Below are 23303 nucleotides of genomic sequence, written 5' to 3'. Positions count from 1 at the left end.
TTATTTGACAGAACCGTTGGTCATACCGGAAATAATATTCTTTTGGAAGACCAGATACACAATTAAAATAACGACAATCCCCACTACATAAGAGGCAAAGGATGGACCAAAATCGTTTAAATATTGACTGGAGTAATTGTATTGGAATAATGGCAAGGACCAGTTTGAGGCATCCTTGTTTAAAATGATCAATGGGAGCAAAAAGTCATTCCAAATCCACAACGCATTGACAATTAAAACCGTCGCATGCATCGGCTTCATCAAAGGAAAGATGATTTGGAAATACATCCGCAGCTTGCTGGCACCATCAATTTCCGCCGCTTCATCAATATCTACCGGCACGGTATTTTTAATGTAGCCTACATATAAAAACAATGTTTGTGGTACCGAATAGGCGAGATACAAAATGATTAAGCCGGTAATGCTAGATAAATTCAGCTTGGTCATCAAGCTGGCAATCGGAATCATAATAATTTGAAAAGGGACGAAAATTCCCAAAATCAATAAGGTATATAAAATTCCAAAAGCTCTGCGCTTTGAAATATTTCGGGCAATTGAGTAAGCTGCCATCGGTACAAAGAGCAAAATCAAGAGAATTGATACGACGGTAATCGTCACAGAATTAAAGAAATATTGACTGATGCCATCATCTAATAAGCGGGTAAAGTTATCCCAAGTCAAAGGACTCGGCAGTCCCAGAAAATCTGTTTGAATTTGCTTTGTTTCTTTTACGGAGCTGGTAATTGTCAAAATCAAAGGAATTAAGATTAGAACTGCTCCAACGAATAAGAATAAATAATTAAAAATTGCACTTTTCTTCTTTGTTTTCATTCCTGACTCACTCCTTTAAATTTCAAAACGCCGTGATATTCTGATTTGCACCAGTGAAATCACCATGACAATCAAGAATAGGACTAACGCCAAGGCATTGGCATAACCAAATTTATTACTCTTAAAGGCGTAGTTGTAAACTAATAGCCCGATTGATGTGGTCTTATTGCTAGGACCGCCACCGGTTAAGGAATAAATCAAGTCAAAAGCAGTCAGGCCATTTTTCAAGGCCATGATAAAGACCATGCTGATTGATGGTAGTAAAAATGGCAGTTCAATATGGGTGAAGGATTGCCATTTATTGGCCCCGTCAATTTTACCAGCCTCAAGAATTTGCGAAGGAATACTTTGCAAGCCGGCTAAAAAGATTACGACTGGAATCGCAATTCCCTGCCATAATGCGACAAACAGGACGGCTGCAATCGCCGTTTTTTCATTGGCTAAGAGATTGACCTTCAAGAACTCAATATCAAAGGATTGACCAATTTGCGTTAGGCCATAGCTGAAAATTTGTCGGAAAATCAGACCTAGAGTCACCGTACTTAAAACAGCCGGGAAAAAGTAAAGGGTTCTAAAAAAGCCGATGCCTTTAAATTTATTATTTAAAACCCGGGCGATAAAAATACCGATTACAATCTCACCGACAATCACCCCTACCGTGAAAATCACGGTAAAGCTGATTGCGCTGGTGAATTTTGCATCTGATAAAATTGCTTTAAAATTATCAAAACCAATAAAATTGAAATCAGGAGTTAAGCCAGTCCAATCGGTAAAGCTATAGAAGAATCCTTGAAACATTGGAAAATAAAAGAAAATTAATTGTAATATCAAAGGGACGATGATAAATAAGTATCCCCAGCTATAGGATTTTTTCTTTTTCATGGTTTAACCTCTTTCAATCTTTAATTATTTCATCGTATCTACAAATGTGTTCAAGCTAGAAACAAATTGATCTGCATCCCCATTTAAAATGTAGTCAACTGTCAATAGACCAAAGTCAGTTTCTGATGACCAGTCTTTTGCCAACCACACGATTTGATTGTCAGTACCAACCAATTCAGTGACACCTTCTGTTTCAGGGAATTTACCTTCAGTATCGACGCCATCAACTAAAACAGGTCCGCCATCAACGTCGTAGTATTTTTGCATTTCTTCTGCACTCGACACAAATTTAACAAATTTTTCTGATGCTTCTTTGTGTTCAGATGTTTCGCTGACAGCTAATGCCAAGTCAGCCGCACCAGCAGTTAATTCTTGACCAGCTTCATCACCTGGGAAAGCAAACATGCGGATTTCAAAATCTGGTTCCAAGGCTTGGATTGCTGGTAAAGCCCAAGTACCGTTGATTAACATTAAGCCATCGCCACTAGCAAATGAAGCAATTGAATCATTGTAACCTGCTCCAGCTGCATTCGCTTGGTAGTTGTCCCGCACGATATCTAATTTAGATAAAACTTCTTCAATCACTGGATCGCTGACTTCAATTGAATCTTTTGGTGAATCCAACAAGAAAGCATTGGCTTCGTCATAGCCACCAGTTGTCGTAGCAAAAGCTAGTTGGTCAAAACCAATCATAAAGCCGGCTGCATCACTGGATAAAGCTTCTGCAAATGGTGTTTCACCAGCATCCTTAATCGCCTGAACATCTTCTTCGAACTCAGCAAAGGTGGTTGGTGCTTCAATACCTAATTCTTCAAAGGCAGTGGCATTGTAGAAAATGCCATAAGCATTATTGGATAATGGCACAGCGTAATCTTTTCCATCAATCGCATAAGTTTCAGCAACGCCGTCTTTGACATTATCTAGTAAGTCTGTATCAGTTAAATCAGCAAATGTGCCGCTTTCAGCCCAAGTTTGGAAATCTTGTTGATGAGGATAGACATGGACAACATCTGGTACGTCACCGCTGGCCATTCTAGTTTTCAACACTGTTGCCCCATCAGGAACATTCGTTAATTTAACAGTAATATCAGGATTTTCGGCTTCGAAATCTGCCACAATTTCCTTCATCGTGTCGAGCATTTCTTGCTTTTGAAAGAAAAATTCAATTTCTTCTTTATCACCTGAAGAACCGCTATCAGCGCTGGATGAATTGGATGAACTACCACAGGCGCTTAAGCCGCCGACCAATCCCAAAGCTGCAACCGACAGTAACACATTTTTTGTAAATCGTTTCATTCTTTCGTCCCCCTAATATGGTAAACATTTAATTTTTATTAAGCGTTTCCACTTAACTTGTTTACAACATATTGTTTACTAAACTAATTGTCAATAGTTTTTTTCATAGAATCTTCAAATTTTATTAAAAATAATTACGTAAGTTTTTTTACTAATCAAAAAAGCCTCTGAACTAATGCGTTCAAAGGCTTTCTTTCAATATTTATATTTTTTTCATTCACTTTCTCTGATAATTATCTCAGCCGGAATTACTAAACCAATTGGGTAACCACGAACCTCTTGAATCTTCTCTGAAGCTAAACGAATAGCTGCTTTGCCCATTTCGCTGGTTTTTAAGTCCGCCGTTGATAATGGCGGCGTCATAAATTCTGATACTTCAACATTATCAAAGGAAACAACCGCAATGTCATCAGGAATCGTTAAATCATTTTTAGCCAACGCCCGATAGACACCGACTGCTAAGGGGTCACTAGCAACTAAAATTGCTGTCGGCAGCTTCTCATGATGGTCTTCAATCAATTGCTCCGCCAACCGCATCCCATCTAACGGTCCCCAGCCAGCCAAATAAGTTTGGATGTTCTCACTCAAGCCGTGGGTCACCATCCAATCTCGATAGGTTTGGGTCCGAATATCATCATCAGATATTTTAAATTTGTGGTTTTCCTGCATGCTATTTCGCAAGCCGCCGATAAAAGCAATATTGCGATGGCCTTTGTCATAGAGCCGGTCCAAGTGGTTTTCAGTCGCTTTGGCAATGTCGACATAGACCATGTCGTATTTTTCCTCCGCCAAAGGATCGTCCACCACAATAATGTTGGGATTATGCTGATAGAGCTTTGCCAATAATTCCTTGGCTAAATGTCCCATCACAATGACAGCACCAAAGGCATCAATTTCTGGGAGCGGTTTGTCCTCGTTAAGTCGGAAAATCCGGTTAGCGGCAATTTTCATCTGCCGTGCCTCCTGCGTCAAGCCTAAACGAATCGCTCGAAAATAAGGGTCATCGATTTCTTCTTCCTCAGATACTGGCGTAATAATACAAATTGATGCGTTGCGTTTAATTTTCTTTTTTACTTGGTAATCTAATTCCTTAACTGCCGCCAAAACACGCTGGCGAGTTTCTTCAGTCACCGACAAAGTCTGATCTTCATTCAGCAAACGTGAAACCGTGGCAGGAGAAACTTGCGCTCGTTTTGCAACATCTCTAATCCCAACCATCTCTTCACCTTCCTTTTTTAGTAAATATTTTTCTTTTTACTAGTATACAACTTTGAAACAAAATTAACAAGCGAAATTCTCTTTAGACTGCTTTCAACAAAAAAAGTTGTATCCGTTAACAAAACGATTGTTTTATTTTAAAACTATCTTTATACTTAAGTTGGTCTTGCAAAACCAATAACTTTTTTTGGAAAGGGGAAATGTATCATGAGTAAATTTACGGCAATAAAAATTGGAGGTTTCCCTTTTTAATGTAAACCTCCCCAAATTTTAGGAGGCTTTATGAACGAAAAAAACATTGGTATTGTGATTTTCCAAGGACAGGATGTCGCAAAAGTTTTATTATCTACAAGACAAGTTACAGGAAGAATTTCTGGTAGTCTCAGGCAAAAATTAACTGCTCCCGCTGATTTTCCGATTGTCGGCGATTATGTCAGTGGTCGTTTCTATGACGCAGATGCTTTTTTAATCGAAGAAATCTTACCGCGAAAAAGTTTTTTAGCCCGCAAAGTTGCTGGCAACCGCTTAGATGAACAAGGGATTGCTGCAAATATTGAAACTGTTTTTATCACTACCAGCGGTAATCAGGATTTGAATTTTTCCCGTTTAGATCGCTATCTGACTATTGTGTGGGACAGCGGCGCTTTTCCCGTCTTAGTCATTACCAAAACTGACTTATTGAACGCTGCAGAAATCACTCAGATTGAAGCAGACTTGCGCCAGCGCTTTATCGGTGTCCCAGTGATTTTAACCACTAGTCAAGAGGATAACCGCGAAAAATTTTCAACTTATTTAAAAGCAGACTCGATCTCAGCTTTTATTGGCTCTTCTGGTGTTGGCAAATCAACTTTATTAAACCAATTAATAGGAGAACTAAAACAAGTTACCCAATGCACTCGCCTCGATGATGATCGAGGGCGGCACACGACAACTAGCCGACAGCTATTTCTTTTGGCAAATGGCGCAATGCTGATTGATACCCCGGGTATGCGGGAAATCAGTTTGGCAGCGCAGCAAAGTGAAGGCTTTGAACAGCAGTTTCATGAAATCGACGCACTAGCAAAGCAATGTCGCTTTAAAAATTGCCAGCATTTGACAGAACCAAATTGTGCTGTAAAAAAGGCCATCGCTACTGGTCAATTACCAGATGCAGTCCTAAAAAATTATCTGAAACTGCAAAAAGAGCTCAGCTATTTACAGCAAAAAGAACAACGGCAGCAGCGACGTCTTCAAAAAAATAAATAAACAGTAAAAAATCCGCAAAATCGGCTGAGAACAGCCGATTTTGCGGATTTTAGATTAGTTAATGCGTTTAAATAGTTTAGTTAATCGCCCTTCAGCTTCCTTTGGATAAAAAGCCGCTGGTAAAAAGAGATTCAACAGATAAGGATAATAGTCTAGCTGTAAAAGTTCTTTGGCGAAGACCATTGCCGCAATTTCCTCAAGACTTCCTACACTCGTCTGGTGCTGATAAAAGCCCAGACTCCATAGCGACAGTCGATAAGATTTAACAAAGAGCTCCTCTGGCTCGGCAAAGAAATGAAACAGCTCATGGGCAATTGCTACCTGCTGCCAGTTCTCAAAAAGCAGCTCAGATAAGCCAGCCTTTTTAAAATAAGCATCTTTTGTTTGAAAGCTCTGATTAATCGTAATCTGGTTTGGCAGCTCGAAGGCCCCCAGTGAGATAAATTTTTCAGAAATTGGTAGTTCAGCAAAGCTAACCTTCACCTGCTGAGCTTTTAAAATCTCAGCCAAGCTGCACCCGGGAAATTTTTGCTCCACATTCGCCGCTAGATTTTTACCATCTGCTACAGCTTTGGCAATCAGCTCGGGAATCTCAGCAGGGGGAATTTTTTTGAAGGAGGCACTTTCCTGCAGCTGCAATTGCTGCAGCTTTTCCTCTGGCAAGCCTTTGAAGGCTTGCCATAACTCGCCGATCATAGATTATTCCGGGCGCCCACAACGATAACCTCTTCCCGGCCACCATGTTGCATCAGTTCAGTATCCATTACCATGTGCAATTGAGAAAGCTCGAGCATCCCTGTATAATCCACAACCTTCGCTCCAATACAAAGATAAATATCTGGTGCTAGCTTGATGTCACTCTTATAGACTGCTAAATCTTCCCAATATTTATCCACGACATTGCGAATGCCGCCAACGGTTGTTTTCGTTGCTTCGCCATCTCCCCGTTGAATTTTGATAAAACCTTTTTTATCAATAATCCGTAATTCCTGCTGCTCATCCTTTGTGCCTTTCATCGTACCAAAGCAGAAGAAATATTCATTTTCAGCCACTAGATAAACTTTTTCTTCACTGACCTGCATTGATTTAGCTACCAATGTCTTCGCCTCAGCTTCATCAACACTAGCTGATAAATCAGTTGTTTTAACTTCTGTCGAACCCGTAGCAATTGCCCGCACTTTATTAGTCTGTGAGTCGATTTCCATTTGGACTTCGATAGTTTCCGGAGAAGCACCGGATTTCGTTGCTGATTGAATTGCCTCGTTGCGAATATCCTCTAAGTCCTGTGGCGCAGGATTAGGAATTACCCGCTCTACCACGTCACGAACCATCGCTAAAGCTACTCCAATCGAAGAAATAACCTCGGCGTGTTTGGCAATGTCATAGCCTAAGCCCATTTTTTTAGCTGTATAAGGCAGTAATGACGTTGCTCCGCCGCCACCGCCAACTAGAGAAATTTGATCCCGTTCAACTTTATGTTTGTCAGCTAAGAAATTAATCACTTTGATTACCACGTCTGAAGCTCGTTCCATAATCTCAGTGGCAGTCTCTTCCACTGACTTACCGATATCCTTAGCTAAGGCTTCCATCGCTTTGTAGCTGGCTTCGTAATTCCCGAAAGAATAATCCCCTTCCTTCACCAATTTTAAGACATTGGCAGCACAGGTTACTGTGATGGCAAACCGCTGACCGTTCTCAGATTCAATTGCAACATAATCTGACGGGTCATTTTCTAATGGTTGAATGTGGACAACTTTAGGATTGATAATGTCCTCTGGTTTTGAAAAAGCAGCATACGGCAGTTTAGCAATATGGGCTGAACGTGGCCCAACCGCCACAACGCTCGTCTTGTCGGCCCGTACCATACTCCCACCGGCCACACCAGAAACGTGAACATCCAGAGAACTAATTAATGTTTTATGCCCGCCAACTACTGAGTAATCAATCATCGGGCGGCCATTTTTAATTACGCCGATATCAGTTGAAGTGCCACCAACTTCAAAGAAAATCGCATTGGAGGCTTTTAGATACATCAAAGCACCAACTGTTGAAGCTGCCGGGCCGGAAAGCATCGTCAATACCGGCCGTTTGCGCATTTCATTAATGTCCATAACACCGCCATCCCCCCGCATAATCATCAGCGGAACTTTGATGCCAGCTTTGCGCACACTGTCTTCGGTACTGTCTGCTGTTTCAAACATTTTTGGTAAAATTGAAGCGTTGATTACCGCAGTCCGAGTCCGTTTGGATAAACCATACATCTTACTAATATCCGAAGCCTGTGAAACTTCAACATTCATCTCTTTACCGATAGCGGCGATTTCTTCCTCTTGCCGCTTGTTGTCCACCCCAAAGGCCTTGGAAGCCACAATAACCTCCGCACCTTCGCCTAGCAATTCCTCCATTGTCCGTTTTGCGACATCTTTAGAGAATTTTTTTAAAGGAATATATTTATTATGGGTTTCAATCCGGCGCTTGCCGGTTTCATCTAAAATAATATCTTTAATCACAGATTGGCGCTTGGCTAAAAAGCTATTGCCCATGCCGATAACCCCTGTTACCGCCACGTCCCCTTCTAAAAGGGCATTGGTCGCCTGGGTGGTACTATGGGCGATAAACATCACCTCGTCTGGGGAGATGTTATTTTGCGTTAAACATTTTTCAAAAGCCTGCACCACGCCAGCGGAAACTCCCAATTCATCATCATGGGTCGTTTTGACTGAACCAATCCCAACTATTTCAAAGGTATCCCCATCAATTGCGACAGCTTTCGTATGGGTGCCACCTACGTCGATTCCGACACGAATTGCTCTTTTCATTGAAAATCTCCTCTCTATGCGAACATGAAGTAACAAACCATCACGTTAATTGCCCCGGCTAACCAGCCCCATGGTACGCCAGTCATCATAAACTCTTTGGCACCAACCTTGGAATAATTCAAAGCCCATAGATTCCACGATTGGGTCGGACACGTCGATAAGTTCATAGCAATTGTTGGAATGTACATCAGTGGGAATAATAAACTGACAGGGAAAACACCCATCGCTTGCAAAATACCAACGGTTGCACTACCTGCACCAAAGATTGTCAATGGACCCCGGAAAAGTCCTAACGGAATCAAAATGGCAAAGGCGATACAGAGAATCAACGCGCTGCTTGGAATAAAGTCCCCTAAAACCGCTTGGAAAAACGGCGCAGCAATCCCAGAAGCCTTATTAAACATTGGTAAAATAAATAGGAAACCTAGTAGTGAGGCCACATCGACAACCCCATCATAGAAGGTTCTAGTAATTAATCGAGTTCCTTCTTTGTAATTCGGCAGTTTTCCACAAACTGCCAATGCGTATAATGACGCTACGATAAAGGCTGGAATTGGCTGCCAGCCAAAAACAATCGCTAATAATACTGGAATTACTGGTGTAATCAAGGCATAAATCGGAATATCTTTTTCCTCTTCGATATCTTCAACCGACGAAGCCATGTTGAAGGTTTTCTTTTTCCGTAAACCGAAAATCAACATTAAAATAACCATCAAAGTTTGCACGCCTAAAGCGGTGAAACCAAATTTTAAATAATTCCAATCATAAGCATAATCAGTAAAAATCCCCTGCATCTGCTTGAACAATACAATGTTGACATACATCCCGCTACCGACACTCATCAGATAGGAGGTTACCGCTAACGGTTTTGGCACACCCAATGACATTAAGATTGGTAAAACGATAATCCCGATGGCCACAACTGCACCGGCGCCAAAAGTTGAAGTAAAAATCAAGGTGGTGACAATACATAAAAGAATCGTTGTAAATAAAGGATTTTCCCCACTCAGCTCAACAGTTTTCTTGATCAAACTGGAAGCGATTTCAGTTTCGATCAAAATACGGCCGAACCAGCTACCGAAAATTACGATAACGGCTGTTGCTCCCCAGCTTTCTGGGCCGCCCTGCCAGACCTCAATCATCGCCTGATCCCAAGTTAATTGGCCACCGATAATACTAAAGAACACCCACACAATTGCCATTACGAAGAAACCTACCATGAGGTTCCCGCCTTTTGCAGCGAAACGAATCAAGAGAAAGTAGCTAATCAACAAAATAATTCCAATAATAAAATCCATATTCTCGCTCCTCCATAATTTTAAATTCCTGCTGAAATTTGGTTTACACTATTGTTACGGAAAAGAGCCAAGCTTTTTATAACATTGCTCTTAAGTGATTGGCCTTTCCGTAAAAATCCATCAATTACTCCATATTTGAATGCTGCTGATTGGCCGCTTCGTTGCTGACGTTTTTCAGCTTACTTAGCTGCAGACAGATATAATCTAAGGTGATATGCAAGGTTTGATCAAACAAACTACTCAATAATTGAATCGAAGGTAGGCCGCTTTTCGTTTTAGTTGCTCCTGGAATCACAAGCGTTACATCCCCGAGCTCCCCAAGCGGAGAATCGCCTTTACTAGTCACTGCTAAAATTGTGACGCCTTGAGCCTTTGCCTTGGTGGTCAGACTGACAATTGCACTTGTCGTTCCCGAACCAGAAATTGCCACAAGTAAATCACCGGCTTGCACCGAAGGGGTCGTCGTTTCGCCAATTACATAGACCGGTAAGCCGATATGCATCAGCCGCATCGCAAAGCCTTTTCCCTGCAGCCCGCTGCGCCCTTCCCCTAAAACAAAAATCCGCTGGTTTTGATTTAGTAAATCAATGGCCGCCTGTACTTCTTCTGGATTGAGCTTGGCAATTACCTGATCAATCTCTTTGAGGATAATTTCCATATCCTTCATTTTAAAACCTCCTTAAATTTCGCCAGTTCCTTTTGTGGTTCCGGACTTTTGACAATGCTGCTGCCGACAATTGCAATTTCTAAGCCGCTATCTTTTAATTCTGCAACTTTTTCTAAGGTTAAGCTGCCAGCTAGTGCCGTCCGCTTAATCTGTGGAAAGCGGCTCTGAAAATTTCGGACTTCTTCAACAACTGAAACTGGCTTTTGACTGTCTTTAGCAAAATGCAGACTGTAAATCGCCTTTTCATAATGCGCAATCTGGGCAATTTTTTCTGCTGAGCATTCCAGTAAATCAATCATCATTTCTTTGCCTAATTCTTCTGCGACTTGGTAACAGATTTCTAAAGTTTCAGGGGCACTCGCTCCCATTACCGTCAAAATGTCAGCACCTGCGGCAAAATATTGGCGGAATTCATATTCCCCTTCATCAATCGTCTTAATGTCGGCTAAAATTTTAGCCGAGCCGGCAATTTTTTTGGTTTCTGTCACCGAGAGTAGGCCGTAGTCTTTGCCTAAGGAAGTTCCCAATTCGATGATGTCGGCTGTTTGTAGCTGATTTACCAGCAGACAAGCCTCACTTAAAGGCACACGGTCTATTGCAACTTGTATCTTCATGGCTTCCTCCTTTTACTCTGGATGATTTTGAATAAAATCAGCTAATTGCTCTCTCGTTGGCAGATTTTCATTATCACTGATATGGCTGACCTGAATCGCTCCAATTGCGTTCGCCCGAACCAATAGTTCCTTCATCGGTAGCCCTTCCAAAAGGCCGCTGACAATCCCCACTGCAAAGCCGTCACCTGCACCAACAGTATCAACAGCTTCGACTCTAAAGCCAGCTTGCGTCAGGCTGTGGTCACCAGCTAAATCCCGCCATTTGGCATAGGCACCCTTTGAACCTAGTTTAATGATGACTGCCTTAGCTCCTAAATCTAAATAAAAATCGGCAATTTCATTCGGCTCTGTCCGGCCAGTTAAGATAAAGCCTTCACCGATTCCCGGTAAAACATAATCTGCATACTCTGCAATATGATTGATGCGTTCAGTCATCAACTCGCGACTGCCCCACAAGGTTGGCCGCAGATTTGGATCGAAGGTAATAATTGTATTTTGAGCCTTCGCTTTTTGAATAAGACCCTCCATCAACTCGTAAGTCCCGTCATTTAAGGCCATCAAAATCCCCGTCACATGAAAAATATCAATGTCAGAAAAATCGATTTCCGCTGCCCGCTCAATTCCCATGTGATAAGCGGCCGAGCCTTTACGGAAATAAACAACCTCCGGATCATTTTTCGAATCCTTATTTTTCAATTGAAAACCAGTTGGATATTCAGGGTTAATCTCAATCAAGGAAGTATCAATATCTTCTGCCGCTAAAAATTCCACGATATGTTCGCCAAAAGGATCTTGACCTAATTCTGTCACGTAGGTCACGTCATGCTCCAAGCGAACCAAGCCCACCGAAACGTTGACCTCGGCTCCTGCAACATAACGGTCAAAAGATTTTACATGTTTTAATTTCTCCGGTGTTTGCGCAATGAACATCGCCATCGGCTCGCCGATTGTCAGCACTTTACCCATTTTCAATAACCTCCTGTACTTTTTGATATTCTTGTTCCAGCTCCATTAAACTCATGGGATACTCAATGCCAGTCGGCCACTCAGGTGCTAAAAATTTTCGCCAATTTAGCTCCCCTTGGTCTAATAAAACCGGCTGACCTTGAAAAATATTTTTTAAATGAAAAATTGTAATTTTTTCTTTTACTTGTTGGAAGGCTGCTTCTGGGTCTTCCCCCATCACCACCCAATTGCCTAAATCAAAGGTGTAGCCCAGCGGAAGCTGTTGCTCTTCAATGATTGTTAGCGCTTTTAAAACAGCGGCTAACTTCCCGTTTTCTTCAGTCTGGTCATTTTCAATGGTAACCGTCAGTTCTTTTGGCAAAAGCTTTTCCAATTGCCCTCGAGAAACTTTTTGCAGGCCCGCTAAACTGCCGATATTTAATTTCATTGAAACTGCAGCTAGGCTTTCAGCTTCTGCTAGCCATTCTGACAAATCAGGATTTAGCCCATCTGCGACAAAAAGCGGCTCAGGAATCGAATAACGCAGCTGCCAATTTTTTAGTTTACCGGTTTCCAAAATTTCTAAAAATTCCTGCTGTTTTTCTGCGGGAATTTTTGAAAAATATTCCCGCCGCACTTCAATTCCAGAAAGCGACAACGGCAACTCTGCCAAAGCCTTAACAAACGCTGTCTGATCTTGATAAGGAGTTCCTTCTTTGACAATTGTGTTCACAAAAATATTTCCCATGTTTTCTCTCCTTCGCTATTTACAATGAGCCTCGCAAATGAATTTCAGCAGCAATTTCAATTGTTTCTGTCGGTTGAGGAATGTCAATCTCCTGCATTAAAACTTCAACTGCCCGCTCGCCAATCCGTTCAGGTACTTGGTGAATCGTGGTAATTCCCGGTTGAATTAATTCTCCCCAAAACCAGTCATCGTAGCCGGCTAAACCGCAATCTATCGGAAATTTCAGTTGACAATTATTCAAGCCGACGACTGTTTCGTACATTGCATTCCCGTTAGCTGCAAAGAAGCAAGTCTTTTCCTTGAACTCCTCGCTACAAAACTCGACAATATCTTGTCCCTTGCCGGTATGATGTAGCTCCAACAACTCCACTTGACAATTTGTATCTAAAGTCCCGAGACGAATACCTTGATAGCGTTCGGCCCGTGGACTAATGTCGCCGATAGCTTCACTGACGTGAACAATTTTTTGATAGCCATTTGCAACAATAATTTCCGCCATCTTTTTGGAAACCTGAATATTATTGGTTTGCACTGTCGTCCAGCGATCGATATTTAAGAAACGATCGACTAAGACTGTCGGAATCTCTTGATCAATAATCTGTTGAAAAGCAGTCAGCTCGGTTGCAACTGGCTGCAGGAGAATGCCATCAATATTTTGATCAATTAATTTTTGGATAGCCCGCTGTTCTTCAGTTTCAGAATTATTTGTGTTCATAATCAGCAATTGATAACCAGTGTCCATTAAAGCATCCTGTACGGCTTTAATAATATAGGCTGTATATTGATTGGCAATATCCGCAACTAGTAAACCGATTAACCAACTTTTATTTGATTTTAATCCCTGCGCCTGTTTGCTGGGACGATAGTCTAATTCATCGATAATCAATTGAATTTTTCGTTTAGTATCAAGAGACATGTTGCCAAATTTGCCATTTAAATATCTAGAGATGGTTGTTTTAGAAACGCCAGCTCGGTTAGCAACCTCTTGAATTGTGACATGTTTTTTCATAATCTTTCACCTTCTGGTTTACCGGTTAACCACATTGTAAACGGTTTCTAAAATAAATTCAAGACTTTTTGACAAAAAGATTTTTTTCACGAACTTCAACGAGATACGCAAAAAATTTACAACTGTTACACTTTCAAAAAAAATAAAAATGCGCAGCCAACAAGGAAGCGGCTCACGCATTTTATTTAAAATAATTGATTCATGATTTAATTTTTGGCAAATTGATTTTTTAACCAACGGTCCGCCATTTGCGGCCAGTTTTCGACATCTTCTAGTATTTGATACGGCTCACTGGCGCGTCTAGTTTCGACAGTCCCTAGGCTTAGACCATGCAGTCCCCGATTATAAAGATGAAATTCAAAGGGGATGCTGGCATCATATAAAGCATCCGCCAACAATAAACTATTTTTGGCTGGCACGGCATCATCAGCCACGGTATGCCAAACAAAAGTTGCTGGAAAATCTTGATCGACTAATTTTTCAATGGAGACAGCCGCATTTTCTTTTGGATAATCAGCTCCTAGCAACGCTTGGAAACTGCCTTGATGGGCATATTTACCACTAGAAATCACTGGGTAGCTTAATACTAAAGCATTCGGATAGATTTCTGCAGCCGGTGCAATGTCTGCCAGTAACGGCTTATTCCAATTAACACCTAAAGAAGCGGCCAAATGTCCACCGGCAGAAAAGCCCAACACGGTAATTTTTGCGGCATCAACAAAAAAGTCGCCGGCATTCTTACGAATAAAAGCTACCGAGGTTGCCAGTTGCTTTAAAGCCACTGGATAGCGAACTGCTGGTGCGACACTGTATTTTAAGACAGCAGCTTGATAGCCTAAGCTGAGAAAATGCAACGCCACTGGTTCGCCTTCCCGCTCTGATAAAAATTCATAGCCGCCGCCTGGGCAAATTAAAATCATTGGTCGCTGGCGCAGCGGGTCGATTTCAGCCGAGTTGTCCTGCAAATATAAAATCAGTTCCGCCTCGTGACCAGCTGCCTGGATTTTTTCCGTTAACACTCTCATTTAAGCACCTCGTTTAATGACTGTTTTTTTTCAACTAAATAATTTTCTCCATTAATCATAACAGATTGTGCTGCTCCTGCCACTAACGTCAAATTAATCGTTGCTTCAGTGATTTCTGCTAAAAATTGGCTGCCATGATAGTGGAAGCTGAAGGTCATTTTATCCCAATTTTTTGGCAGCTGCGGCCGCAGACTTATGCCGCTTTCAGTTAAGCGTAAGCCGCCAAAACCAAAGACGAGTCCTAAATAAGTCCCTCCCATATTGGCTGCGTGAATACCATCCTTGGTATTTTTATGGGAATTGGTGATATCAATTTTTGAAGATTCATCGAAATAATTATAAGCTTTCTCGCTATCTCCAAACTGATTCGCCACAATGCTGAAAATACAAGAAGACAAAGAAGAGTCATGAGTCGTTAATGGCTCGTAATAATCATAGCCCCGTTTGATAGCCGCTTCCTCAAATTGATTTTCGTATAAGAAATAGGCCAAGACTAAGTCCGCCTGTTTTGTTACTTGATGCCGGTATAAATACAACGGATGATAGTGGAGCAATAGTGGAAACTTCTCAGCCGGCAAGTTTTTAAATTCCATCACAGGTTTTGCTAAAAAGCTGTCGTCTTGCTCATGAATTTGTAATTCTTTAGAAAAAGGCAAATACATAGCCGCCGCTGCCCGCTGCCATTCGGCGATTTCAGCAGAGGTTAAGCCGATTTTTCCAATGACTTCAGCAAGGCCTGCCTCGGTTAATACTTGATAAAATTTCCCCGCCCATTCCAAATGGTATTTAGCTGAGATGTTGGTATAAAAATTATTGTTAACAACACAAGTGTATTCATCGGGGCCAGTCACCGCATTGATGACAAAATGTTCCTCGGTAAAATGGCCGACCTCTAACCAAACGCGGGCCGTTTCAAAAATAACTTCCCCTCCGTAATCGGCAATTAATTGCAGATCCCCGGTCGCCAAATAATATTGGATGATGGCATAAGCAATATCGCTGTTAATATGATATTGGGCCGTGCCTGAAGGAAAATATCCAGAAGACTCCGCCCCGGCAATCGTGCGCCATGGATAAAGGGCGCCGGTCTGATGACCAAGAATGCGGGCATTTTCCCGGGCCTTATCTAAAATACTATAACGATAGTGAATTAATTTTTGAGCAATTTGTGGATTGGTTAAGGTAAAAAAGGGCATCATATAAATTTCGGTATCCCAGAAATAATGGCCTTCGTAGCCTTCGCCGCTTAAGCCTTTGGCGGCAATATTGGAAATGCCGTCCTTACCAGCTGACTGCAACAAGCTATATAAACTATAATCCAGAGATTCGTTTAATAATTGGTCGCCGCTCACTTCAGCCACCGCATTTTGCCAAAAATCCGTCAAATAAGCGGCTTGCTTTTGATATAAATCACTGAGACCAGCTGATTTAACTTCCGCAATTAATTCCTCGCTCGCCTTAGCTAAATCATAGCGACGGGAATCTAGAAAGAGACTGAATTTCGTGAAGCTCAGCGGTTGCTTAGGAGAAATCTCCCCTCGATAGATAAACGTATTTTCTACTTCTGTTGCCACCAGCTCAGTTAATGGAAGCTTGCTCTCATGAAAAACAATTGTTTCAGCGGCTAAATCTGAAACCTGCGTCTTAGCGGTGATTTTAGAAATCCCCTGCGCTTCATCCACCTGATTGCCGACAACCCGCAGATAATGCTCAGATTCTGCGGCAACTCGCGGATCATTGGGGTCAGCGAAATTGGTGACCTCGCCATTATGCTTAGAAGTAATTTTAACTTCACCGCTAAATTCATTTGAAGTGATTGTCAATTCAATGGTGAACAAAGGCAACATAACAAAAGATGCCATCCGTTTGAAGGCAATTTGAAAGCTTTGGCCCGCTTGGTTGTGCCAAGTAAATTGACGAAGGGCTGTACCTTTTTCCATATCCAATTCCCGATAAATATCTGTAGCGTTTTCAAAAAGTGAGACAGCTTCTCCGCCGATTTCAATCATTAAGGATTGCGTATCAGCAACGTTTAGCATCACTTCTTTTTTATTGACAAAGCCATATAGCTGTTCAGCCTGTTTCATCTCAGCAATATCGTAAAAACCGTTGATATACTGTCCTCGACTGGAGGAAAAGCCTTGAGGATAGCCTTCTTCAAAATTTCCTCTCACACCAAGATAGCCATTAGCTGTATGGAACAGTGTTTCCTGCAATAATAAATTGTCGTTGGTTAATTCAAACCCTTGCTTAATCAGTTTTTTCATCCGTGACTCCTCTTTCAATTTATGATGGTGGCAAACCAGTAGCCATTATTTCTACCACTGGTTAATTTAACGTCTTGCTTAAGCCATTACTTCATCTAAAAAGGCTTTTACTTTTTGCCAGTAAGCCTCTCCGGCAATAATTCCTGACATGGCGTGCTGTGCTCCAGCCACCGGTAATTTTTCTTTAGAGGTGGCGGTCGCCTGATAATTTTCCGCCAACATGCTGAAAGGCACAAAAGTATCGGCATTTCCGTGGATAAAGAGTACTGGCAGTTTGGTTTTCGCCAACTGCTTTGTACTACTGGCTTCACCTAGCCACCAACCTTGACGCATTTTATTGATAACTGAGACGAGGGGAATCAAAGGAAAAGCCGGTACATGGAACAAATTTTTCAATTGATAGCTCAATTCTTCTTTCACAGAAGCATAGCCGCAGTCTTCAATCACTGCTTTGACATTGTCCGGCAAATTTTCACCAGCGGTCATCATCACGGTTGCCCCGCCCATGGAAACCCCATATAAAATAATTTCCGCCTCAGGGTCTTTTTGTAAAATAAAATCAATCCACAGCTGAATATCTTTGCGATCTGGCCAGCCAAATCCGATGTAGCGGCCTTCACTAGCGCCATGAGCCCGCAAATCCGGCAGCAGCACATTGAAGCCTAAGTCTTGAAAATAAGGAGCCTTATCAAACATTTCTTCATGGCGGCTGTCAAACCCGTGGACTAAAATGCCCCAGCGTTTGCTTGGCTGAGCTAAAGAATAGCTGAAGCCCTTCAGTTTTAGGCCGTCTTGGCTAGTGATGCTGACCATTTCTTCAGTAACTTCAGCTAACCACTCCGCTTTTTTATCCAAAACTGGTTGCAATAGAGCATCCTCTGGCGTGTCAATCCGATTGTGGTCGGACTCCATCGTTTCCGCCCGATTAGTTGTTTTCAAAAAAGCGATTGTAAATAGTTTATAGGCCGCAAAAAGTAGCACAGCTGCCAATAGCAGGACAATAATTAAAATAATTTTAAGCATGAATATCACCTTCAGGACTAGTGGAGGTTGCAGCTTCCACCTTGGCATCCCGTTCTTTAATTTCCTCCGTAATTTGCGCAAATTGACTTTCTGTCATGATGCCTTTTTTCTTATAAATAGTGTAGGCAATCGTAATCCCGATTAAAGGCACCACCGTTAAGAAAATTAACAGCAAACGGCCTTTGATTTCCGGTGTGGCATTTAGAATCTGTTGAATCATACTTTCTCTGGCGGTAGCGGAAATCGTACCAGCTGCCGCTTGATTTTCCAAATCAGAAATTTGGTTAGTGGTGGAAAGCACCCCAATCACCAGATAAACTAACATAGTCCCGAACTGACCTAAGCCCATGCCTAATTGCGTTACAAAGGGCCGCACTGAAAAAATAATGCCTTCATTGCGGGTGCCGAATTTCCAGTCATTCCATTCAACCCCGTTAGCAATACTAATCATGATAATTAGATAAAAGACGCCATTACCCACTGCTGGCAAAATATTAACCAATGCCAAAATAATTAATTTGGTCATTTCCAGACTGTTGGGTAAAATCCAGCCAGCTGCCAATAAAAGAAAATAGCCAATCAAAGACATGCTGGCAGCAATTTTAATTAAAGTATCACGGTTGAATTTTTTAGAAATAGCGGGAAACATAATAAAAACTAAAGCGCCGGCAACTTGTCCGACGATATTGAAAATCGTCACCAATAAGCCGTTGTAACCAAAACTAAAGTATAAATAAGTAGAAATCAACGTTGTACTCAAGGTGGTGACCAACATATAAACAAATAGAATTACGCCGCTCCACAAGGCTTGTTTATTACGATAGATAATATGAACAATTTCCTTCACGCTGATTTTCGTGGTTTCTTTTTTTACCGCAGGTCTTGGCGGTTCTTCAACGCCAAATAATGTGATCGCCTGCGTCAAGAGCATAAATAAAGAAAAGCCAATCCCAATAGCTGCATAACCAGTCACAGCGCTGCCGCCGATTACCAAACTGCCGACGGTAAATGTCGGCACGATTAAAGCCGTCAAGAAAGCCCCGATGCCCGCCATCAAATTGGTTAAAGACATCAAGCGATTGCGACCGTCTTGATCTTTTGTCAAAGCGGGAATCATGCCCCAATAGGCAATGTCGTTAATCGAAAAGAAAATACTAAAAAGAAAATACATAATGCCAAAGAAAATAACGTAGGGCCAGCCCTGCAAATTAGATGAAAAAGACAGGCTGACGATAATCGCCGTTCCAATGACCCCAGCTAAAATAAAGGGTTTGAATTTTCCCCACTTGCTGTGGGAAGCATCAATCACATTCCCCAAAATCGGGTCAATGACCGCATCGAAAAAGCGGGCCGCCACCATGATAACGGTAATCACAGAAAATTGGGCCGCCGTTAAAGTTTTAGTAAACAATACATAATTTAAGAGATAGTTGACAAATAATCCGGCGGCCGCCATATCTCGACCGACAGTACCGATTGAAAATGACCAAAGATTGCGTTTAGATAACTGTGTACTCTCCATGATTGATTCCCCCTTATAAAAAACACCTGTCAGATATTAATTTAGTTCAATTTACTGTTTACTAAACAGCTTGTCAATCAATAATTCTTTAAACAAAAAAAGCGCTGTCTCCTGCCTGACGAAACTCTTCTTCACTCAATCGGATAATCAGGTCAGCCAAGCCTTATCAAAAGGCATTGGCACCTGAACAAATCCTGTTTTGATTGAAAAAATTTCGTGAAGCAAACCCAACAGAGCTTCATGATCTTAACTTTTTAATTGATAGCGTTGCACGTAAGAAAAAATAAATAAGCCAGTCAGCGCCAACGCCAACAGCGCAAACCTCAGACCGCTATGATTGTCGAGCCAAAAATATGCGGCTAAGCTAACGACGGTCAAATAGCTAAAACTCGTGATACTCATCAAGTGGCTACTTTTTTTGACCTGTAAAATAGCTTCCGCAGAATAACTCCCGTAAAAATTGCCAAGAATACCAAGGCTAGCAAGTCCCAGCACTAAACTGATGCACAGGGCAAATATCATCAGAAAGATACTATTGTATGCCTGCTCCGCAAAGCCAGCAATTGTTGAAAAAATTGAAAAAATGAAGAGACTGGCTGCTAAAAACGCCAAATTCAAACCGCCAAGCTTCAGCCAAATCTGCTGTGGCTGCTGACGCCATTGGAACCAAGCTGTCAATCCGCTAAAGCTGACCCACAGTGCTAAAAAAATTCCCATCCCGTTCATTTCCAACACCTCCCGAAAAAGCCGCAAATTGTTTTTTTATTATACCGCAAATCTGCATCAAGATATAGTTATGCTGATTTTACGGTTTCTCAGCTTTGGTTTTATAAGCAGATTATTAGAGTCTACTTATAAAAAAGAGTAGGATAAAATTGTACTTAAAAGAATGTGTAAACTCACAGGGGGTTTTACAATGGAAATCAAAATGAGTTCAGAAGTTGAAAAAAAATTAGCACCCTATCAACAGGATGCTAAACTATTACTAGATTTAGACGATGGTGTCGGCAGTTTCTCAAAATTCGGTGTTTGCTCTTTAGATACCAGTTTTCGGGTTTTAGTAGTCGCAAAAGATAGTGATTTGAAGGACTATCCAACAGCGTTAAGTTCTCCCATCGGCGACCTTTATATTAAAGACTATACTAGCAATTACTTTGCTGAGGAACCGGTGTTAGAATTAAATCCTCGCTTTCAAAATCTAGTTTTAAAAACCGCCAGCGGAACCGTTGATGGAAATGTTGAAATTATCGACATGCGGGCCTTGCAAAGTCTGCAACAATAAACATAATATTTGCCAACTTGCTTTTGTCAGAAGGTCGCAGCTTTAATTAAGCTGCCGCTTCTCACTAGCTAGTTGGCTTTTTCTTTTCTAGCAATTGCTGCATCTGATTCAGCTGCTCCTTCAAACCTGCCAAGCCTTCCATTAGACTCAGTAATTTTTGATGAAGCACATCAAATTGTTTGCTTTGAGAATAGAGACTGCCCCACTTGGAAGCTTCGTATAAGCTGACCAGGTCTGGAACTTTCTCAGCAGCAATTTTGACATGGCTTGCTTCGACAGTGCCACCATTTCGATAGACTGTCGAAGTTACAGTTTCCATCTCCGGCCAAGCAGCGGGCCCTACAATATAACCTCCTTCAGTTTTCTCAATTAGTTTCGCTTCCTTCAGCCAGCCATAAAAGCTCGTTTGATTGAAACTGTATTTCGCTTTAATTCCTGTAATTTCATCTGCTCACCTCTTTGTATGATCAATTAGAAGTACGCAGACGGACAAGCTATACACGAAAAGGCACAATCGACTAGCGGCGCACAAGTTTATTTTATCAGCGATAATAATCAAGTTGACTGGATAAAATCTGTTAGGTCACTTTTTGCCCTGCCTTTAACAACTGATTGTCACAAGACACCTATCGAGACCCATTTGCCAGCTATCCCAAACACAAACAAGCAGCTCTAGCAGTTAGCTTTGGAAAATGATTCTTCCAAAAAGCTATCTACTAGAGCTGCTTTATAAAAATACTGGTTATACATTAACTAGTTTTTCTTATGCGCGGCTGCGGCCAAAGAAAAATGACACAACTGCAACTAAGATGATTGCTCCTAAAATAGAAGGGAATACTGCCATCCCAGCGACGGTCCAGCCCCAAGTACCAAATAGCGCTTGACCGATAACTGAACCGAGTAAACCGGCAACTACGTTTGCGATGATGCCCATTGAGCCGCCTTTATTTGTGATTGCTCCTGCGATGAGACCGATAATCCCACCAACAATTAATGACCAGATTAAACCCATGATAATCACTCCAATTTCAAATTATTTTTAACGTACACGTGGTTCTGAATTGTCTTCAATTTTGTCGCGGCCTTTTGCAAAGGCCGATTTTGCTTTGTCTGCTTGTTTTGAAGTAAAATCGCCAGTTGCTTCAGCGGCACTACCCAATTTGTCTTGGTAGGTTTCACTATCTTCTTCAAATTGTTGACGAGTCTTAATGTCGACTACATTTACGTTGACTTCAATCACTTCTAAATGGGTCATCGCTTTCACTTCACGGGCGATAACTTTTTTGATATTTTCAAAAATTTCTTCGATGTCTTTCCCGTATTCAGCAACAATGTCCATATCAACAGCTACTTGCTTTTTACCGACTTCTGTTTCAATTCCGGTAGTCACATCATCTGAATTAACAATTTTGTCTTTGATATTGGAGAAAAAGCCGCCATCAACTGTCAACAAGCCGTCTACCTCAGCAATTGCAATGCCAATAATTTTTTGGATAACCTTGTCTTCGTAAGTTAACTCGCCACGAACAGTTTCTGTCGTGTCCATTGCTGAATCTTTTTTCATTTTCGAATCCATATTGTCATTATTCATCGTGTTCGTTGTGTTCATTTTTTCCATGATAAATTCCTCCTAATTTGTCTAGTTTCTTTTGAAATAGTTTTGGATGATATGATTTCTATCGAGATATAGCGCTAGATAGGCGCCAATCACCGTTAGAAGCAAAATTAAAATTGTTTTGAAAAAACCTAAAGTCACCAGCAATATCGCAAATACTAACCCGATTAGAGCTCCGACTAAAGGCACTTTGTAAATACGTAGCCACGTTTCCATAAATTAGCCTCCTTATCCTCACTCAACTCTTGCCGTCGTATAGTGCTTGCTGTCTTTTTCCAAATTCTTGTAAGCGACCTCCACTTGAATATCGTAATCCATTCCAACTGTTTGGCGAATTTGCTGACGAATTTCTTCGGTCCACTCTGCTGTCCTGCCTACAAGGCCAGATGTGCGCTTCAAGTCTCCTTTAATTAAGACTTTAATTTTCCGCTTGGTCGCCGCCACCGAAATCGTCGGCTGACTAACAAACTCTTTTTCTGAAATAGTTGCAGCGACCAGCCCTTTGATTGCCCGATCCTTAACAGCTAAACGACCATTTTGTTCTTTAATCACAAAATCGCGCTTTGCCTTCGGATAGAAAATCACCCAGAGCACAGCCAACAATAAAATAACCGTCAATACTGCTGTAATCCAAAAGATAGTCAATAAAAATATCTCATGACTGACTAATGTAAATTGCAGTTGATTCAAGAATGAATACTCTTGTGCTGTCGGCCTTGTCACTAATAATAGGAAAAGCAGTGGAATAAGGGTAATCACAATTAACAACAGCAAGCATAATTTTTGAAACCTATTCACATATACCTCCTTCTTTCCTTGAAAATAAAGCTTTTTTATTTCCTTTGACAAAATTAATGCTAGTCTTATTCCCTTTTTTTCACAATCAATTGAATTTTTTGAAACGCTATTCTCGTTATTTTTGATATTTTTTTGTTATCCAAAAAATATCAAGGCCACTTTATTTCAAGTTCTATTTTCCTTTTTTACAATTCCTAAA

The 23303-nt window shown here is 41.3% G+C and carries 24 protein-coding genes; 2 read left to right on the top strand and 22 right to left on the bottom strand.

Going from position 1 to position 23303, the window contains the following annotated elements:
* The 4 genes from ORH16_RS08635 to ORH16_RS08620 form a co-directional block, all read right to left on the bottom strand.
* On the bottom strand, positions 1 to 831 hold the full coding sequence (locus tag ORH16_RS08635; RefSeq protein ID WP_265458039.1) for a carbohydrate ABC transporter permease: 831 nt from the start codon (positions 829 to 831) through the stop codon (positions 1 to 3).
* A 15-nt stretch (positions 832 to 846) separates the two neighbouring features.
* Entirely contained in the window at positions 847 to 1713 is an 867-nt protein-coding gene (locus ORH16_RS08630) for a carbohydrate ABC transporter permease (protein WP_265458038.1), read from the bottom strand.
* A 24-nt stretch (positions 1714 to 1737) separates the two neighbouring features.
* Positions 1738 to 3009 (bottom strand): extracellular solute-binding protein, encoded by a 1272-nt coding sequence (locus ORH16_RS08625; protein ID WP_265458037.1) that lies wholly within the window; start codon positions 3007 to 3009, stop codon positions 1738 to 1740.
* Between the two features lie 213 nt (positions 3010 to 3222).
* On the bottom strand, positions 3223 to 4227 hold the full coding sequence (locus tag ORH16_RS08620; RefSeq protein ID WP_265458035.1) for a LacI family DNA-binding transcriptional regulator: 1005 nt from the start codon (positions 4225 to 4227) through the stop codon (positions 3223 to 3225).
* Positions 4228 to 4509: 282 nt separating this feature from the next.
* Between ORH16_RS08620 and rsgA the strand changes: the two genes are divergently transcribed.
* Positions 4510 to 5472 carry a ribosome small subunit-dependent GTPase A gene (gene rsgA, locus ORH16_RS08615; protein ID WP_265458033.1) on the top strand — a complete coding sequence of 321 codons (963 nt, stop codon included), beginning with the start codon at positions 4510 to 4512 and terminating at the stop codon, positions 5470 to 5472.
* A gap of 54 nt (positions 5473 to 5526) precedes the next feature.
* Here the strand turns inward: rsgA and ORH16_RS08610 are convergent, their stop codons facing one another.
* The 13 genes from ORH16_RS08610 to ORH16_RS08550 all read right to left on the bottom strand — a co-directional run bounded on the left by ORH16_RS08610 (position 5527) and on the right by ORH16_RS08550 (position 20135).
* Positions 5527 to 6168 (bottom strand): hypothetical protein, encoded by a 642-nt coding sequence (locus tag ORH16_RS08610; RefSeq protein WP_265458031.1) that lies wholly within the window; start codon positions 6166 to 6168, stop codon positions 5527 to 5529.
* Positions 6165 to 8291 (bottom strand): hydantoinase/oxoprolinase family protein, encoded by a 2127-nt coding sequence (locus ORH16_RS08605; RefSeq protein WP_265458029.1) that lies wholly within the window; start codon positions 8289 to 8291, stop codon positions 6165 to 6167. Before ORH16_RS08605 ends, ORH16_RS08610 begins: the two co-directional genes overlap by 4 nt.
* 14 nt (positions 8292 to 8305) lie before the next feature.
* Positions 8306 to 9589, bottom strand: coding sequence for a gluconate:proton symporter (locus tag ORH16_RS08600; protein WP_265458027.1), 1284 nt, complete (start codon positions 9587 to 9589; stop codon positions 8306 to 8308).
* A 124-nt stretch (positions 9590 to 9713) separates the two neighbouring features.
* Complete coding sequence (gene hxlB / locus ORH16_RS08595; protein WP_265458025.1) at positions 9714 to 10256, bottom strand: 6-phospho-3-hexuloisomerase; 543 nt, start codon at positions 10254 to 10256, stop codon at positions 9714 to 9716.
* Positions 10253 to 10870: an orotidine 5'-phosphate decarboxylase / HUMPS family protein gene (locus ORH16_RS08590; RefSeq protein ID WP_265458024.1), complete on the bottom strand. Its 618-nt coding sequence runs from the start codon at positions 10868 to 10870 to the stop codon at positions 10253 to 10255. The genes hxlB and ORH16_RS08590 overlap by 4 nt, the downstream gene beginning before the upstream one ends.
* Positions 10871 to 10882: 12 nt before the next feature.
* On the bottom strand, positions 10883 to 11836 hold the full coding sequence (locus tag ORH16_RS08585) for a sugar kinase (protein WP_265458022.1): 954 nt from the start codon (positions 11834 to 11836) through the stop codon (positions 10883 to 10885).
* Positions 11829 to 12563: a sugar phosphate isomerase/epimerase family protein gene (locus ORH16_RS08580; protein ID WP_265458020.1), complete on the bottom strand. Its 735-nt coding sequence runs from the start codon at positions 12561 to 12563 to the stop codon at positions 11829 to 11831. The genes ORH16_RS08585 and ORH16_RS08580 overlap by 8 nt, the downstream gene beginning before the upstream one ends.
* 19 nt (positions 12564 to 12582) lie before the next feature.
* Positions 12583 to 13572: a LacI family DNA-binding transcriptional regulator gene (locus ORH16_RS08575; protein ID WP_265458018.1), complete on the bottom strand. Its 990-nt coding sequence runs from the start codon at positions 13570 to 13572 to the stop codon at positions 12583 to 12585.
* Between the two features lie 206 nt (positions 13573 to 13778).
* A complete protein-coding gene (locus tag ORH16_RS08570; RefSeq protein ID WP_265458016.1) occupies positions 13779 to 14597 on the bottom strand; it encodes an alpha/beta hydrolase in 819 nt (272 codons plus the stop codon).
* A complete protein-coding gene (locus ORH16_RS08565) occupies positions 14594 to 16864 on the bottom strand; it encodes a glycoside hydrolase family 65 protein (RefSeq protein ID WP_265458014.1) in 2271 nt (756 codons plus the stop codon). Before ORH16_RS08565 ends, ORH16_RS08570 begins: the two co-directional genes overlap by 4 nt.
* A 78-nt stretch (positions 16865 to 16942) precedes the next feature.
* Positions 16943 to 17887 (bottom strand): alpha/beta hydrolase, encoded by a 945-nt coding sequence (locus ORH16_RS08560; RefSeq protein ID WP_265458012.1) that lies wholly within the window; start codon positions 17885 to 17887, stop codon positions 16943 to 16945.
* On the bottom strand, positions 17880 to 19409 hold the full coding sequence (locus ORH16_RS08555) for an MFS transporter (RefSeq protein ID WP_265458011.1): 1530 nt from the start codon (positions 19407 to 19409) through the stop codon (positions 17880 to 17882). The genes ORH16_RS08560 and ORH16_RS08555 overlap by 8 nt, the downstream gene beginning before the upstream one ends.
* A gap of 246 nt (positions 19410 to 19655) precedes the next feature.
* Complete coding sequence (locus ORH16_RS08550; RefSeq protein ID WP_265458009.1) at positions 19656 to 20135, bottom strand: hypothetical protein; 480 nt, start codon at positions 20133 to 20135, stop codon at positions 19656 to 19658.
* 190 nt (positions 20136 to 20325) lie between these two features.
* Between ORH16_RS08550 and ORH16_RS08545 the strand changes: the two genes are divergently transcribed.
* On the top strand, positions 20326 to 20691 hold the full coding sequence (locus tag ORH16_RS08545) for an iron-sulfur cluster biosynthesis family protein (RefSeq protein WP_265458008.1): 366 nt from the start codon (positions 20326 to 20328) through the stop codon (positions 20689 to 20691).
* 64 nt (positions 20692 to 20755) lie between these two features.
* On the opposite strand, the gene ORH16_RS08540 is transcribed toward ORH16_RS08545, so the two are convergent.
* The 5 genes from ORH16_RS08540 to amaP all read right to left on the bottom strand — a co-directional run bounded on the left by ORH16_RS08540 (position 20756) and on the right by amaP (position 23104).
* A complete protein-coding gene (locus ORH16_RS08540) occupies positions 20756 to 21010 on the bottom strand; it encodes a hypothetical protein (protein ID WP_265458007.1) in 255 nt (84 codons plus the stop codon).
* A gap of 444 nt (positions 21011 to 21454) precedes the next feature.
* Complete coding sequence (locus ORH16_RS08535) at positions 21455 to 21703, bottom strand: GlsB/YeaQ/YmgE family stress response membrane protein (protein ID WP_265458006.1); 249 nt, start codon at positions 21701 to 21703, stop codon at positions 21455 to 21457.
* A 27-nt stretch (positions 21704 to 21730) separates the two neighbouring features.
* On the bottom strand, positions 21731 to 22282 hold the full coding sequence (locus tag ORH16_RS08530) for an Asp23/Gls24 family envelope stress response protein (RefSeq protein ID WP_416207855.1): 552 nt from the start codon (positions 22280 to 22282) through the stop codon (positions 21731 to 21733).
* Positions 22283 to 22330: 48 nt separating this feature from the next.
* Positions 22331 to 22522, bottom strand: a complete 192-nt coding sequence (locus tag ORH16_RS08525) for a DUF2273 domain-containing protein (protein ID WP_265458004.1) — start codon at positions 22520 to 22522, stop codon at positions 22331 to 22333.
* An 18-nt stretch (positions 22523 to 22540) separates the two neighbouring features.
* Entirely contained in the window at positions 22541 to 23104 is a 564-nt protein-coding gene (amaP, locus tag ORH16_RS08520) for an alkaline shock response membrane anchor protein AmaP (protein WP_265458003.1), read from the bottom strand.
* Between the last annotated feature and the right edge of the window lie 199 nt (positions 23105 to 23303).

This window comes from Enterococcus sp. HY326 (genome assembly GCF_026157065.1).
Taxonomy (GTDB): domain Bacteria; phylum Bacillota; class Bacilli; order Lactobacillales; family Enterococcaceae; genus HY326.
The sequence above is the reverse complement of the archived record's forward strand: the minus strand, read 5'-3'. Positions and strand labels throughout refer to the sequence as shown.